The sequence below is a fragment of the Pseudomonas sp. Sample_14 genome, assembly GCF_004307515.1.
GTDB classification, from domain to species: Bacteria; Pseudomonadota; Gammaproteobacteria; order Pseudomonadales; family Pseudomonadaceae; genus Aquipseudomonas; species Aquipseudomonas atacamensis.
Genome location: NZ_RCOC01000058.1, coordinates 1 through 15,221 on the forward strand (window position 1 = coordinate 1; position 15,221 = coordinate 15,221).

The window sequence follows — 15,221 nt, forward strand, 5'->3', positions numbered from 1 at the left end:
GTCGGCTGTCAGGCCGCCTTCGCTGGCAAGCCAGCTCCCACAGGGACGGGGTGAATCTGGCAGAGATGGGTTGGCAGTGGAGACGCTTTCGCGAGCAGGCTCGCTCCCACAGTTTGAATCGAGTACATCAGCGAGAAACAGGTCGACTGTCAGGCCGCCATTGCGAGCAGGCTCGCTCCCACAAAAGCAAAAACAAAAGTATAGGCAAAGCAGCGCAGCTGCCCGCGGCGAAGCCGCCCCACTCAACAATGAGCGTTAGCTCGAGTGCTTTTGATCTTGATCCACCGGCGACGTCGGAAGGCTGAGCGGAGGGATTGATCCGGGGGTGGGAGCGCAGCGACCGTCTGGCGCAGCCAGACACAGCGGAAGGAGGTGCAGCGAAGCAAACCGTAGCCGCTGCGCCCGGATCAGTCCCGGAGCGAAGGGACCCGAGCCTGCGAGGGCCGAACGTAGGAGCAAGCCTTTTGGGTTACCTTTTTGGCGTTTGAAAAAGGTGACCCGCCGTAAGGGCGGAACCGTAATCAGCAACACCCGAAGAAACGGATATTCACCCAAAACCCCAAGAACCTGGTCGGCCCAGAGGCCGCCAAGACAACCCGAGCGAGAAAATGTTAGCGTGCTTGCAATCAAGCCCCGACGAGCCCAAGCCCAATGAAAAAAACAGTCCTGGCCTTCAGCCGCATCACCCCGCCCATGATCGAACGCCTGCAAGAAGAATTCGACGTCATCGTCCCCAACCCCAAGACCGGTGACATCAACGCCCAGTTCAACGAAGCCCTGCCCCACGCCCACGGCCTCATCGGCGTCGGCCGCAAACTCGGCCGCGCACAACTGGAAACCGCGACAAAACTCGAAGTGGTTTCGAGCGTCTCGGTCGGCTACGACAACTACGACCTCGACTACTTCAACGAACGCGGGATCATGCTCACCAACACCCCCGACGTGCTCACCGAAAGCACCGCCGACCTCGCCTTCGCCCTGATCATGAGCAGCGCTCGCCGCGTCGCCGAACTCGACGCCTGGACCAAGGCCGGCCAATGGCAGGCCAGCGTCGGCGCTCCGCTGTTCGGCACTGATGTGCACGGCAAGACCCTCGGCATCGTCGGCATGGGCAACATTGGCGCCGCCGTCGCCCGACGCGGGCGCTTCGGCTTCAACATGCCGATCATCTACAGCGGCAACAGCCGCAAGACCGAACTGGAACAAGAACTCGGCGCACAGTTCCGCAGCCTCGATGAGCTGCTGGCCGAAGCCGATTTCGTTTGCCTGGTGGTGCCACTGAGCGACAAGACCCGCCACCTGATCAGCCATCGCGAACTGGCGCTGATGAAGCCGAGTGCTATCCTGGTCAACATCTCGCGCGGCCCGGTCGTCGACGAGCCAGCGCTGATCGAAGCCCTGCAAAACAACCGCATCCGCGGCGCCGGGCTGGACGTCTACGAAAAAGAACCGCTGGCCGAATCGCCGCTGTTCCAATTGAAGAACGCCGTGACCCTGCCGCACATCGGCTCGGCCACCACCGAGACCCGCGAAGCCATGGCCAACCGCGCCCTGGCCAACCTGCGCAGCGCCCTCCTCGGCGAACGGCCGCAGGATCTGGTCAACCCGCAGGTCTGGCGCGGCTGAAAAAAAAGGCCGGCGCAACATTGCGCCGGCCTTCACCTTACATAACTTGCAACCGAACAAAAACGCCGGACCCAGTAACTGCCATATAAGCTCTCGCAACTTATCAACTCATTGATTATTTGCTATGGAGAGCTGATCCCGTGAACACCCTGACCACCGACAAACTCATTCGTTACAGCAAAGTCATCTTGATGGCTTATATAAGTTTCTTTGGCTTGCTGGTGATGATTCATAACTTCACCGACTACGAGTCCAACTACACTTACGTTGCACATATCCTGAGCATGGACACCACCAACGCCAGTGAAAACATCATGTACCGCGCGATCGATTCGCCGATGATCCATCACCGGATCTACTGGTTCATCATCACCATGGAAGTCACCTATACCGTGCTTTGCCTGATCGGTACTTACCAGTTGTATCGCTACATCGATGCATCGCCAGCGGCATTCCATGAAGCCAAGAAGTTTTCGATCATGGGTATATTGGTCGCCATCTTCATTTATTACGTTTGTCTACAAACTGTAGGTGTCGAGTGGTTCGATATGGACACTTCGCTATCATGGAATGCCAAGGACTGGGCGAGGCATATTGTCGACTTCATCTTCCCGGTGATGATCTACATCACTTTGAAAGTTGAGCGCTGAAACCCAGCGCTCGCTTTATCAAGCCAACTTCCCTTGACCCGCAGACAACAGCACTTTCGGTTTACGAAACACCAACACGTTGCCCAACATCACCAAGACCAGCCCGACCAGCGCCGGTGCGGTCCATTGATAACCTTCGGCAAACGCCGACACGTTCAGGGCCACCACCGGGAACAGCACCGTGCAGTAAGCCGCCCGCTCCGGGCCCATGCGCCCGACCAGCGTCAGGTACGCAGTGAAGCCAATCACCGAGCCGGGAATCACTAGATACAACAGCGCACCGACATAACGCGGCGACCAGTCCATGGCGAAGGGGATGCCGTTGAACAGACACCACACCGTCAGCATCGCCGCGCCGTAGGCCATGCCCCAGGCGTTGGTGGTCAGCGGTCGCAATCCCGCTTTCTGTTGCAGACTCGAGAGCATATTGCCGGCGGAAAAACACAATGTGCCGCATAACGCCAATCCAAGGCCGAGCAGGGTTTGCGGGCTGGCTTGATGCCCGGCCAGTTCCGGCCAGAACAACAGCCCCAGACCCGACAGCCCCAACGCACCGCCCAGCAACACATTGCGCGCAATGCGCTGGCCGAAGAACACCCGTGCATTCAGCGCGTTCCACAACGTTGCCGTAGAAAACACCACCGCCACCAGACCGCTGGGTATCCACTGGCTGGCCGTCAGAAAGCACATGAAGTTCACACAGAACAGGCACAGCCCCTGGGCCACACAGATCAAGTGGCCTCGGCGGTTCATCGGTTGCAGGCGTCGGCTGAGCAGCAACAACGCAAACAACACCAACGCGGCGAGGCCGAAGCGATAGACAATCGACACCGGGATTTCGACCACGCCCAATTGCCATTTCAAGGCAATCCAGGTGGTGCCCCAGATCAGCACGGTCAGCAGGTACAACGACAGGTTCATGGCACACACTCCTTAAACAGGCCTTGAGTGTCTGCCTCGGGCAGCCTTCGACGCTTGCACAATCTTGCGCTTTTGTCTGGCGGCAGGCTGGCAGGGCGGCGTCTACGGAGTAGGATGCAAGGCGTTGGAGAGAACCGAACATGGCCGCTATCGATACCCTGCAAGTCTTTCAAGCCCTCAACCGCTCGCCGAATGCACGCCTTGTGCACAGCGCCGAGCTCGGTGACGGCATGTCTGCGGCCTTGTGGACCAACCACCACGATGCCCAGGAATACGAAGCGCCAAGTCATCACACGCTGTCGTGCTACGTCGCCGGCGGCACCGGCACATTCCGTCGTGGCCAGCCGGGCCGCAAAGGCGGGCCGGACAAGCTGTGCATCCTGCCGGCCGATCATGAATCGGGCTGGGTGATCAATGGCGATATCCGTCTGGCGCACCTGTATTTCAGCGCCGAACAATTCGCCCTCGGTTGCGTCACTTTGCTCGATCGCGAACCGCGCGAGATGCAATTACGCGAGCAGACTTTTCTCGAAGATCCGCAGCAGGCGCAGCGCTTCCGACAATTGCTGAATCTGAACTGGCAAGAGCCGGCCGAGCGCTTGCTGACCAGCAGCCTCGCCCATGAATTGATCAGCCACACCTTGCTCAGCCAAGTCGGTGCGCGCCAGGGCCTGCGCCTCAAGGGCGGGCTGGCGCCGCACCAGCGCCGACAACTGGTGGAGTTCATCGACAACCAGCTGGCCGAGCCGATCAGCCTCGGGCAACTGGCCGGGCTGTGTGCGCTGTCGGAATATCACTTTGCGCGGATGTTTCGCCTGAGCTTCGGCCTGCCGCCGCATCAATATGTGCTGGCGCGGCGCTTGAGCCGGGCGCGGGAATTGTTGCGCGGCACGGCGCTGCCGCTGGGCGAGATCGCGCTGGCGTGCGGGTTTGCCAGTGCGAGCCATTTCACTAATCGGTTCAGGCAGGTTTTGGGTGGGACGCCGGGCGAGTATCGGCAGGCTTTTTTGCGTTGAGCCCTCTTCCCCTCACCCCAGCCCTCTCCCAGAGGGAGAGGGGGCCGACCGAGGTGTCTAGCACTGTACGTCGACCTGAAACACCGAATCGATTATAGATTCAAAGCAACACGTTCAAGTCGGTGTACCTCTGGAATATCCCACGGTCAGTCCCCTCTCCCTCCGGGAGAGGGAGAGGGGGCCGACCGAGGTGTCTTGCGGTGTACATCGACCTGAAAAATCGCATCGATTATGGATTCCAAGCATTACTTTCAGGTCGGTGTATCTCTCGAATATCCCACGGTCAGTCCCCTCTCCCTCCGGGAGAGGGCTAGGGTGAGGGGCTTTTGATCTTGCCTCAAAACTCCAGAGTGCTGGAAAGCGAAACCTGCCGCGAATCCCCCATCGACACAAAGAAGCGGCTCGCCGACGAGGTGTAATAGGTGCGATCAAACAGGTTCTTCACGTTCAACTGAAACTTGACCTTCTGCCCTTCAACCATGGTGTCGTAAGTGGCAAACGCATCCGCCACGGTGTAGCTCGGCAGGTCAAAATCATTCACCGCGTTGCCGGCACGCTCGCCGACGTACCGCACCCCTGCCCCGACACGCAGTTGATCGCCGCCAAACACATTGCCGAAGTCATACACCGCCGACAGCGAGCCGGAATTCTTCGCTACGTTTTGCAGGCGCTTGCCTTTGTATTCCGGGTCTTCGGTGACTTCGGCATCGGTATAGGCATAGCTGCCGATCAGGTTCCAGTGCTCGCTGAGCTGCCCGCTCAGGTCAACTTCCAGCCCGCGTGAACGCACCTCGCCTGCCGCACTGTAAATCGTTGTCGGGCCTTCGGAATTGGCCACCAGTACGTTGCGTTTCTTGATGTCGAACAACGCGATATTGCCGGTGATGCTGCCGGGCATATCCAGCCGCGCACCCAGCTCCCACGACTTGGCTTCCTCCGGCGCGATGCTGCCGTCGAGCACGGTACTGCTGCCGCTCAGCGGGGCGATGGTCGAGTTGGGTTTGAACGATTCGGTGTAGCTGCCGTAAAACGACAGCGCGTCGGTGTAGCGATACACCAGCCCTGCGCGCGGCACCCACTTCTGGCCATTGCTGTCGGTATTGGCCTTGAACGGCACGCCTTTGCCGGCGTACTGGTCGTACTCCTGAAAACGTCCGCCAGCGACCAGAATCCACTGCTCGTTGAGGTGAATCGAATCCTGCAGGAACAGCGAATCGCTGCGCAGCTTATCGGTCTGCGCGCTGTCGGGCGCACTCACCGTAGTGCCCATCACTTCGCGACCATACACCGGGTTGAGATAGCTGAACGTGGTCAGGCTTTTCTGCCGGATCAGATCCTCGCGGTAGATCTTGCGGTATTCGTCATCAACGCCGAATACCAGATCATGCTGCATGCCCAGCACATTCACTTTGCCTTCGAGGCTGGCGGTGGTGAAACGATCGGTGCTGATCGCATTCTGGGTGCCGTCCATGCTGCGGGTCAGTGTGCCTTTGTTGGTGTCGATCGCCGTCACGCGTACCTGGCTGGCGTCGTAGGTTTCACGGTTCCAGCTGTAGCCGAAGTGAGCTTTCCAGTCGTCGTTGAGTTCGTGGTCGGCTTCGAAATGGTACAGGTCCGAGCGCCCTTCCATGTCGTTGAATGGCTCATCGAGACGCTGCTTGCGCGAGATATCCAGCGGATGATTGGTGCGCGGATCGATCAAGGTGCCACGGTCGAAGGGGGTGAGAAACTCGCGGTGCTCGTAGGCGAACAACAGCTTGGTGCGCTCGCCGTACCAGGCCAGCGATGGTGCGATCAGCGTCTCGCGATGGGTGCCGAAGTTGCGCCAGTAATCTTCGTCTTCATGATCGACGACCATGCGATAGGCGAAGCCGGAATCGCCCAGCGCCCCGGTGCTGTCGAAGGCGCCACCGCTGCCGTTCTTGCCGTCACCGTAGCTCGAACCGCGCACGGTCACGGCGTTGTACTGGGTCAGTTCCGGCTTCTTGCTGACCATGTTGACCACACCACCCGGATCCTGAATCCCGTAGAGCAACGAGGCCGGGCCCTTGAGCACTTCGACGCGATCCACGGTCGCGTTCATGCCACGGCCCTGCACCAGCGGCATGCCGTCGCGCATGATCGAGCCGTTGCGGTTGTCACCGAAACCGCGAGTCATCACCGAGTCCTGGGTACTGCCCAAGGTGTTGCCCTGGGTGATGCCGCTGACATTGGCCAGCGCGTCGTCTAGATTGCGCGGCGCCTGATCGCGAATGACCTGCGCCGGGATGACATTGACCGTCTGCGGAATTTCTTGCAGCGACGCCGATGAGCGCATCACCGAACTGGTTTCCGGCGGCTGATAACTCATCAATTCGTCGCGCGTGGACGTGATGGTGGTGGCGCCGAGATTGAGCGCGCCTGCGGTCGGCATCGGCTCCAGCGCCAGGGTATGACTGTCGGTGCGGCGAAAGCTCAAGCCGGAGTTGCCGAGCAGGCGTTGCAGGGCCTGTTCGGCGCTCATCTGGCCGTTGACTGCCGGAGCGTTGAGGACGTACGGCGCTTCGTCGGTGTAGACCACGCTCTGCCCGGTCACGCGGCTGAAGTCGCTCAGGGCCTGCGGCAATGGTTTGGCGGCCAGGGCAAAATTGAATTGCTGTTGCGCCTGATTGCTCACCGCTTCTGTCGCCAGCGCGATACTCATCGGCAGCAATGCCAACGCGGAAAAACTCAGCGCCGACATGCCCAACCACTGTTTGACCGAACCGGATTTTGCCCTGGACTTCATTGCTCAATGACCTGTGTAGAACCGCAACGGATGCGAATGGCTCGCAGTTTCAGTCACTACACGGATGGGGCTCGGGGTTACCTCACCTTTAATTTGAAAATATTTTGCGGGGGATTTGTTGCCTGGGCTGACGCCTTCGCGAGCAGGCTCGCTCCCACCTTTGGAATGCGTTCCCTGTGGGAGCGAGCCTGCTCGCGAAGAGGCCGGCAGCCTCAGCGCAGAATAATCAGCTGCCCCAACACCCGATGCTGCTCAAACCCCAACACTCCCTGCAACGAATTGAGCACCGCCTGCGGGTCCTTGCTCGGAAAGCTGCCGCTGACCTTGCGCGCCGCCAGCTCATCGTTGAGCAGCACAATCCGCCCCGGGTAATAGCGGCGCAGATCCTCGACGACATCGGCCAGCGTGGTCTTGTAGTAAGTCAGCCAACCCTGACGCCAGGCCAGTTGCGCTTCACTGTCCACAGCATGCAGTTTTTCCGCAGTGCCGTCGGCATAAGCAACTTGCTGACCAGCAGTGAGAATCTGTTGTTGACCGTGCTCGTCCGCCGTCACCGCGACACGTCCGGACAATACCGTCACTTGCGCGCCATGGAGTTGCCGGCGCACTTCGAACTGAGTGCCGAGCACCCGCGCCTCGCCCTGCTCCGCCGCCACCACAAACGGATCGCCAGTGTGAGTGACGCTGAAGAAAGCAGCGCCGCGAATCAACTGCACGTGGCGCTGACCGTGGCTGAAATCCACGGCAATCGCGCTATCGGCATCCAGCGTCACTCGCGACTGATCGGCCAGTGTCACCGTGCGAATTTCCCCAGGCGCCGAGACGTGATCGGCGCGCAGATCGTCGAGCCAGCGTTGCGCCTGCCACCCCGTGCCGAGGCTGACCATCAACAGCAGACACGCGGCCAGCGCCAGCGCGCCAGACCAACGCAAAATCGGCGAACGACGCGGGGCGTCCATCGCCTGCAGATAACCTTGCAGCGCGAGCGCATCTTCATCGGCCAGCGTGCGCGCGGGGCTTTCGCTGAGTTCCCAGATCACCTGCGCCTGCGCATACGCTTGGGCATGGGCCGGATCGGCGCGCAGCCATTGGCTGAAGGTGAGTTGATCGCCAGTGCTCGGGCGGTCGTGCAACAGGCTCAGCCAGGCCAGCGCGGCCTGTTCCTGGGCCGGCGTCGGTGTGATCGGATCGGATGGCTTCACGGTGCTTTCCCTGGCAGGCGTGGCGCGGGGTCGCGCAGGCTGGCCTTGCAGGCCTCGAGGGCGCGCATCATATGTTTTTCCACGGCACTTTGGGACAGGCCCATGGCCTTGGCGATCTCAGCGTACTTGCGCCCGTGAATGCGATTGAGCAGAAAGATCTGCCGGGTACGCTCGGGCAAGGCGCGCAATGCTGCTTCGACGTGACGCAGATCATTGCCGGCTTCGAGGGCGGCCTGGGGTTCGCTGCCATGGCTGTCGGGTTCGTCCGGCTGCCAGCCTTTATTGACTCGCGTGCGCGTGCCTTCGCTGCGCAGATGGTCGATGGCGATGTTGCCGGCGCAGCGCAGCAGATAAGTGCTGAGCTCTTCGACCTGCACCAGCGGCCGCCGCCAGAAGCGCAAAAACAGATCCTGGACCAGATCCGCCGCCGTCGCCCGACAACCGACGCGCCGATTCACCAGCGCCTCCATTTGCGCACGCTGGGACAGAAACACCTGAAGAAAATGCGCACGCGCGCCACGCGCTTCATCGTCACGCGATTCCGGTGGCAGACCGATCAGCACTTCAGCACTGCGCCCAGGCGGCGACCGGGCTGGCCAACAGGCTCAAGCCGGCCAGGGCCATGGCCAGACGCGGGCGATACGGCAGCAACAGCACTAATGCCAAAGCGCTGAGCATCAGCACCGCGAACCAGTCGACCAGACCGAAACTCCAGCCACTGGCCGCGACCGCCGCCCACAGCGAAAGCGCCAGCAACAGCCATCCCGCCAGCGCCAGACCCTGACGGCGGCGCGTCGACGGTTTGGCGCCGAGCAATTCGGCGTGATGACGTGGCATCGACAGGCACAACGCGGTGAAGCCGGCATAGGTGAGCAACAGGGCCAGCAGCATCAGTTGGCCCCCTGTTCGACTGTGATCGAGCGAGGCGAAGAACTTGCTTTGCGAACGCTGACGGAGTCGCCCGTACGCTGCATCTTGCGCGCAGCCCAGCCGAGAAAAAGCCCCGTCGCCAGACACGTCAGATCAAGTCCGGCCAGTGCCCAGTCGCGCTGTATCAGGGTCGCACCAAGATTCCACGGTGTGGTCAGCGCATTGATCAGCGGCACCGCGATAAACAGCGCGGCGCCGAGCGTCAGCTGTTCGATCCACGCCTTGCGTCCCGGACGCAACACCGCGTGCACCACGCTCAGCCCCCAAGCCATGAAAAACGCATTCACTTCCCAATCGGCCCGCCCCGCCAGACTCACCGGCAGCAGTCGATTGGCCAAAAAGAACACCGCGACCGCCGATACCAGGCCGGCCATGCTGGCGATATTCAGCACCTCGACCAAGCGCAATTCGAACGGCAGCGCCGCGCTTTTCACGTGCTTGAGCTGCCGCTTGCCGAGCCAGATCACCAGCCCGGTGCCGATCATTGCCGTGCCGGCCAATCCGCAAACGAAATACAGCCAGCGCAACAGCGGCCCGGCGAAATGGCCCATGTGCAAACCGTAAAACGCGCCACCCACCGCCATCGCTACGGGTTGATCGGGTGTACTGCTCAGAAGCTGCCCGGTGACACCGCTGAAGGTCACCGCCCGGCCGAAATCGTGCACCACCCGATCGCCCGCGCGGGACAGCACCACCGTGGCGCTGGCATCGCCCGGGTTGCTCACCGACAGCCGCGCGGTATGGCCGCCCGCCCATTGCTCGCTGGCCTTGGCCAGTAGCGGCGCCATGGCGGTCAGCGGTGCGGCGCCATCGGCGCGCTCGGGCGTCTTCGAGGCGGGAAAGACTTCGTCGTAGAACTTGCGTACGTCGCTGCCGTAAGAGGCAACGATGCTGGCCGGCATGACCATCGACATGAAAATCACCAGGCTGCTGTAAGTGATCATCAAGTGAAACGGCAGCACTAGCACACCCACGGCGTTATGCCCGTCGAGCCAGGATCGCTGGCCCTTGCGCGGGCGGAAGGTGAAGAAGTCCTTGAAGATTTTCTTGTGGGTGATGATGCCGCTGATCAACGCAACGAACATCACCATTGCGGCGATGGTCGCCAGCCAGCGCCCCCACGGGTAAGGCATCTGCAACTGGAAGTGGAAACGGTAAAAGAACTCGCCGCCCATGCTTTCGCGGCCCTGTACTTCGACTCCGGTTTGAGCATCGAGGGTTCGGGATTCGAAGCGGCCGCGCTCGCCGGGTTTGCCCGGCGCCTGCTGCCAGCGCACCGTCAGGCCGGGGTCGCGGGCATCGGGCAAATCGATCAGCCAGCGCGAGGCACCGGCGGCGTGTTGTTGCAGATAATCTTGCGCCAGTGCCAGGCTCGCTTCGCTATCAAGCGAATGTGCAGCGATCTCCGGCTGCATCCAGTGGCTGATTTCATCTTTGAAATAAGCGAGCGTGCCGGTGAGAAAAATCGCGAACAGCAACCAGCCGAACACCAGCCCGGCCCAGGTGTGCAGCCATGCCATCGCCTGCCGGAAGCCCTCTTTCATGCCAGCCCCAGACCGCGCGCGGCACCGGAAACCGTGGCGAGAATCACGCTCGGCACCAACAGGCCGACCCACGCCGACCACGCGCTGCGGCAGGCAAAACACCAGAGCACCGCGACCAGATAGACCAGAAAGGACACGGTCATGCCAGTGACCACCGCTTCGGCGCGGTTCAGCGGCAGCCACAACGTCAGGGTGACACTGGCCAGCGCCGCGACCAGATAGCCGCCGAAGATCGCCGCCAGCACTCGCGAAGTGACGGCCAGACGATAGGACATGGGAAGGGTGGCGAGTTTGCCTTTCATGTTTCGACCCTGAAACGAAAAACGTTCGGCCGACAAGCCGAATCTACAGGCGAGCAATATTAATGATAAATATTCTCATACGCAAAAGCATCTGATTGCCGGACACTGTCGCCAGCCTCTACAATGCGAACCGTTCTTGTTCTCTAATGCACGTTCTCTACGCAAGTTTTGCGTCCGGAGTCATTTCGTTGCCGCCCGCCCATTCCGTCGAATCGCTCTACCACGCCCATCACAGCTGGCTCACTGGCTGGTTGCGGCGCAAGCTCGGCTGCCCGGACAGCGCGGCGGATCTGGCTCAGGACACGTTCATCAAGGTGCTGACCGCCCGCGAGCCACCGCTGATCATCGAACCGCGCGCCTTCCTTACCACCCTGGCCAAGCGCGTGCTGTTCAATCATTACCGGCGCCAGGATGTGGAACGCGCCTACCTCGAGACACTGGCGCAGATGCCTGAGATGGTCGCGCCGTCGGAAGAGCACAAAGCGATCATCCTGCAGACACTGGTCGAACTCGATGAGCTGCTCGACGGCTTGCCGCGCCAGATCAAACGCGCGTTCCTGCTCGCTCAGGTCGATGGTCTGACTTATCCACAGATCGCCGCAGAACTGGGCATCTCAGTGGCCACGGTCAAACGCCATCTGAACAAAGCGGCCATGCGCTGCTATTTCGCCCTGTGAATCGCGCGCCGGACTTCTCTGCGCAAGTCGCCGAACAGGCGGTGCACTGGTTGCTGGAAATGCAGCAGGGCACGCTGACCCCGCGCCAGCAACAAGCCTGGCAACAATGGCTGGATGCGCACAGCGAACACCGCCGGGCGTGGGAACACATGCAACGGGTCAACCAGCGCTTGCGCGGCGTTTCGTCGCCGTTGGCCCACGCGGCGTTGAACGGACCGAAGTCCGGCAGCCGCCGTCAGGCGTTGAAAATGTTGCTGATTCTCGGTGCCGGCTCAGCGGCGACCTGGGGCATGCGCGAGCACACGCCGTTGCCGTCGCTGCTCGCCGATTACCGCACGCCGGTGGGCCAGCGGCGCAAGATCGGCTTGGGCGGTGCCGATTCGTTACAGCTCAATACCGCAAGTTCCGTCGATGTCGATGACGCGCAGCGTACGATTCGTCTGCTCGAGGGCGAAATGCTGTTGAGCGCTGCAAATCCGTTCGAGATACGCACGGCACACGGCGTGCTGAAAAGCCAAGGTGCGCGCCTCAATGTGCGGCAGTTTGTTGATCGCACGCAGATCGCCCTGTTCGAAGGACGAGTCGAACTCAACGCCAGCCAGCGCGCGCCCCTGCTGCTGCCGGTCGCGCGGCAGTTGAGTTTTACTGCCAGCTCCGTCAGCGCGGCCAAACCACTGGACGCCAACAGTGGTGCGTGGACTGACGGCATGCTGGTCGCCGCTCATATGCGCCTCGGTGATTTCCTCGAAGAGCTTGGCCGCTACCGGCGCGGGCAGCTGCGGTGCGACAGCCAGGTTGCCGATTTGCTGATTTCCGGGACGTATCCACTGGATGACAGCGAGCGGATTCTCGACCTGCTGCAGATCAGTCTGCCGGTCAGAGTGAAGCGCTTTACCCGTTATTGGGTGAGCGTCGAAGCGCGGGTGTAAAAAAACGCCAAAACCATGAGCCGTTTTTCAGATCTGGCGTGACAGAGAAGGAAAGCCCCCTTGATTCCACCTTCTCAGGATCATCCACATGCAGCCCACCCGCCTTACCCCACTGGCCCGCAGCCTGCGCAATCTTCTGCTCGGCGCCAGCCTGAGTTTCACCGCCTTGCCCGCTGCGCTGGGCGCCGAAACCAAGGTTTATCACATCGCCCCGGCGTCGCTGGAAACCGCGCTGAACCAGTTTGGCCGTGAAGCCGGCGTGCTGATTTCCTTTGGCTCGCAAGTCACCAGCGGTGTGCAGAGCCGGGGTCTGGAGGGCAATTACACGATGCAACAAGGCCTCGATGCCCTGCTCGAAGGCACCGGCCTGCAAGCCCGCGCCGAAGGCGACAATGCCTTCAGCCTGCAACCGCTGGCTGACGCGGCGCTGGAGCTGGGCACCTCGACCGTAGTCGGCGACTGGCTCGGCGATGCGGCGCAGATCAATGTCTTCGAACACCCCGGGGCACGTGATGTGATCCGCCGCGACGAATTCGAACGCCAGGGCGCGACCCAGGCCCGCGATGTGCTCAACCGCATCCCCGGTGTGAATGCGCCGGAGAACAACGGCACCGGCAGCCACGACATGGCGCTGAACTTTGGCATTCGTGGCTTGAATCCACGCCTGGCCGCGCGCTCGACAGTATTGATGGACGGCATCCCGGTACCGTTCGCGCCGTATGGTCAGCCGCAGTTGTCGTTCGCGCCGATCAGCATGGGCAACATGGATGCGGTGGACGTGGTGCGTGGCGGCGGTGCGGTACGTTACGGCCCGCAGAACGTCGGCGGCGTGGTCAACTTCGTGACCCGGGCGATTCCGGACGAGCCAACGGTCAAGGGTGGTTTCCAGACTGAAACCAGCCCATCGTCGAGCCACGACGGTTTCAAGACCAGCGCCAATCTGCTGGCCGGCGGCACCAACGCCAACGGCCTCGGTGGTGCGCTGTTGTACTCCGGCACCCGTGGCGGTGACTGGCGCGAACACAGCGACACCGAGATCGACGACCTGATCCTCAAGGGCAAATATCAGCTCGACGAAGCCAACAGCTTCAACGCCATGGCCCAGTATTACGAAGGCAAGGCCGACATGCCCGGTGGTCTCAACGTCGCCGATTACGATGCCGATCCGTATCAATCGACGCGGCCGAAAGATCAGTTCTGGGGGCGCCGCACGATGTTCAACTTCGGCTATCGCTATCAGGAAGATCGCCGCGAATTCACCGCCAACACCTTCTTCACCAAAACCCTGCGCAGCGGTTATCTGGATCAGGGCACATTCCTTTCGCTGTCGCCGCGCGAGTACTGGGTACGTGGCCTGGAAACCCGTTTCGCCCAAGGCTTCGACCTCGGTCCGAGCAGTCACGAAGTCGGCGTCGGCTATCGCTACATCAACGAGGCCGGCCACGAACTGCGTTATCGCACGCCGATCAGCGCCAACGAATACCCAACCACCAGCAGCCGCAACGACCGCGACACTCGCGGTGGTACCGAGGCCAACGCGTTCTTCGTCGATGACCGCATCGACATCGGCAAATGGACCATCACCCCGGGCGTGCGCTACGAGATGATCGAGTCGCAACAGACCAACAACCTGACCAACGTCAAATACAAGGGCGACTACAACACCGCGCTGCCGGCGCTGAACGTGCTCTATCACCTCACCGACAGCTGGAATCTGTATGCCAACACCGAAGGCTCGTTCGGCAGCGTGCAATACAGCCAGATGCCCAACCGCGTGAGCAGCGGCGAGGTGAAACCGGAAAAGGCGCGCACCTGGGAACTCGGCACGCGCTATGACAACGGTGCCCTGCGCGCGGAGATCGGCGCATTCCTGATCAACTTCGACAACCAGTACGAAAGCAACCAGACCAACGACTCGGTGATCGCTCGCGGCGAAACCCGCCATCAGGGCATCGAGACCAGCGTCAATTACGCGCTCGACGACTTGAGCCCGGCGCTGGCCGGTTTCGATGTCTACGCCAGTTATGCCTATGTCGACGCCACCATCCGCGAGGACGGGCCGAACAAAGGCAACCGCGTGCCGTTTTCCTCCAAACACAAAGGCACGATTGGCGTCGGTTATACCGAAGGGCCATGGAAGCTGAATCTGGACAGCAGCTTCCAGAGCGACCAGTTCGCCGACAACGCCAACACTTCGAAAGAAAGCGCCGATGGCAGCACCGGCAAGATCCCCGGCTACATGCTGTTCAGCAGCCGCGCCGGGTATGACTTCGGACCGCAACTGTCGGATTTGAATGTGGCGGTGGGGGTGAAGAACATCTTCAACACGCAGTACTTCACACGCTCGTTCGATGACAACAACAAGGGCAAGTATGTGGGTGAGCCGCGTACGGTTTATGTGCAGACGTCGGTGGCGTTCTGACCGCAGCCCATTGAAGATCAAAAGCCCCTCACCCTAACCCTCTCCCAGAGGGAGAGGGGACTGACCGAGGTGTATTTACGATTTACGCTCGCCTGTAATATCGAGCCGAACGCTGGACTTGAAAACAACCGGAATCGGCCCCCTCTCCCAGAGGGTGAGGGACTGACCGAGGTGTATTTACGATTTACGCTCGCCTGCAATATCGAGCCGAACGCTGGACTTGAAAACAACCGGA

At 61.1% G+C, this 15,221-nt stretch carries 13 protein-coding genes; 6 read left to right on the forward strand and 7 right to left on the reverse strand.

Annotated elements, in window-relative coordinates; translation table 11 throughout:
• Positions 1 to 651: 651 nt before the first annotated feature.
• Together D8U61_RS12840 and D8U61_RS12845 are read left to right on the forward strand one after the other, a co-directional pair.
• Complete coding sequence (locus tag D8U61_RS12840) at positions 652 to 1,626, forward strand: D-glycerate dehydrogenase (RefSeq protein ID WP_122610794.1); 975 nt, start codon at positions 652 to 654, stop codon at positions 1,624 to 1,626.
• Between the two features lie 140 nt (positions 1,627 to 1,766).
• The gene (locus D8U61_RS12845) at positions 1,767 to 2,276 is read left to right on the forward strand and encodes a DUF2165 domain-containing protein (RefSeq protein ID WP_016771617.1); all 510 of its coding nucleotides are present in this window, start codon (positions 1,767 to 1,769) and stop codon (positions 2,274 to 2,276) included.
• A gap of 18 nt (positions 2,277 to 2,294) precedes the next feature.
• Here D8U61_RS12845 and D8U61_RS12850 read toward each other — a convergent pair whose 3' ends face one another.
• Positions 2,295 to 3,197 (reverse strand): DMT family transporter, encoded by a 903-nt coding sequence (locus D8U61_RS12850; RefSeq protein WP_125927143.1) that lies wholly within the window; start codon positions 3,195 to 3,197, stop codon positions 2,295 to 2,297.
• Positions 3,198 to 3,337: 140 nt separating this feature from the next.
• Between D8U61_RS12850 and D8U61_RS12855 the strand changes: the two genes are divergently transcribed.
• Positions 3,338 to 4,213 carry an AraC family transcriptional regulator gene (locus tag D8U61_RS12855; protein ID WP_071174437.1) on the forward strand — a complete coding sequence of 292 codons (876 nt, stop codon included), beginning with the start codon at positions 3,338 to 3,340 and terminating at the stop codon, positions 4,211 to 4,213.
• Positions 4,214 to 4,550: 337 nt separating this feature from the next.
• Here D8U61_RS12855 and D8U61_RS12865 read toward each other — a convergent pair whose 3' ends face one another.
• The 6 genes from D8U61_RS12865 to D8U61_RS12890 form a co-directional block, all read right to left on the reverse strand.
• Positions 4,551 to 6,980, reverse strand: a complete 2,430-nt coding sequence (locus D8U61_RS12865; RefSeq protein ID WP_130927055.1) for a TonB-dependent receptor — start codon at positions 6,978 to 6,980, stop codon at positions 4,551 to 4,553.
• Between the two features lie 212 nt (positions 6,981 to 7,192).
• Positions 7,193 to 8,182 carry a FecR family protein gene (locus D8U61_RS12870; RefSeq protein ID WP_125927139.1) on the reverse strand — a complete coding sequence of 330 codons (990 nt, stop codon included), beginning with the start codon at positions 8,180 to 8,182 and terminating at the stop codon, positions 7,193 to 7,195.
• On the reverse strand, positions 8,179 to 8,745 hold the full coding sequence (locus D8U61_RS12875; protein WP_130927056.1) for an RNA polymerase sigma factor: 567 nt from the start codon (positions 8,743 to 8,745) through the stop codon (positions 8,179 to 8,181). Before D8U61_RS12875 ends, D8U61_RS12870 begins: the two co-directional genes overlap by 4 nt.
• Before the next feature lies 1 nt (position 8,746).
• A complete protein-coding gene (locus D8U61_RS12880) occupies positions 8,747 to 9,073 on the reverse strand; it encodes a DUF3325 domain-containing protein (RefSeq protein WP_122610800.1) in 327 nt (108 codons plus the stop codon).
• Positions 9,073 to 10,656 carry a PepSY-associated TM helix domain-containing protein gene (locus D8U61_RS12885; protein WP_130927057.1) on the reverse strand — a complete coding sequence of 528 codons (1,584 nt, stop codon included), beginning with the start codon at positions 10,654 to 10,656 and terminating at the stop codon, positions 9,073 to 9,075. The genes D8U61_RS12880 and D8U61_RS12885 overlap by 1 nt, the downstream gene beginning before the upstream one ends.
• Positions 10,653 to 10,958, reverse strand: coding sequence for a DUF3649 domain-containing protein (locus tag D8U61_RS12890; protein WP_041479671.1), 306 nt, complete (start codon positions 10,956 to 10,958; stop codon positions 10,653 to 10,655). The genes D8U61_RS12885 and D8U61_RS12890 overlap by 4 nt, the downstream gene beginning before the upstream one ends.
• Before the next feature lie 188 nt (positions 10,959 to 11,146).
• Here D8U61_RS12890 and D8U61_RS12895 point away from each other — a divergent pair, with 188 nt between their 5' ends.
• From D8U61_RS12895 to fecA, 3 genes are all read left to right on the forward strand, one after another.
• On the forward strand, positions 11,147 to 11,635 hold the full coding sequence (locus D8U61_RS12895; RefSeq protein ID WP_130927058.1) for a sigma-70 family RNA polymerase sigma factor: 489 nt from the start codon (positions 11,147 to 11,149) through the stop codon (positions 11,633 to 11,635).
• A complete protein-coding gene (locus tag D8U61_RS12900) occupies positions 11,632 to 12,564 on the forward strand; it encodes a DUF4880 domain-containing protein (RefSeq protein WP_130927059.1) in 933 nt (310 codons plus the stop codon). The genes D8U61_RS12895 and D8U61_RS12900 overlap by 4 nt, the downstream gene beginning before the upstream one ends.
• An 88-nt stretch (positions 12,565 to 12,652) precedes the next feature.
• Positions 12,653 to 14,986, forward strand: coding sequence for a TonB-dependent Fe(3+) dicitrate receptor FecA (gene fecA / locus D8U61_RS12905; RefSeq protein ID WP_130927060.1), 2,334 nt, complete (start codon positions 12,653 to 12,655; stop codon positions 14,984 to 14,986).
• Positions 14,987 to 15,221: the final 235 nt, after the last annotated feature.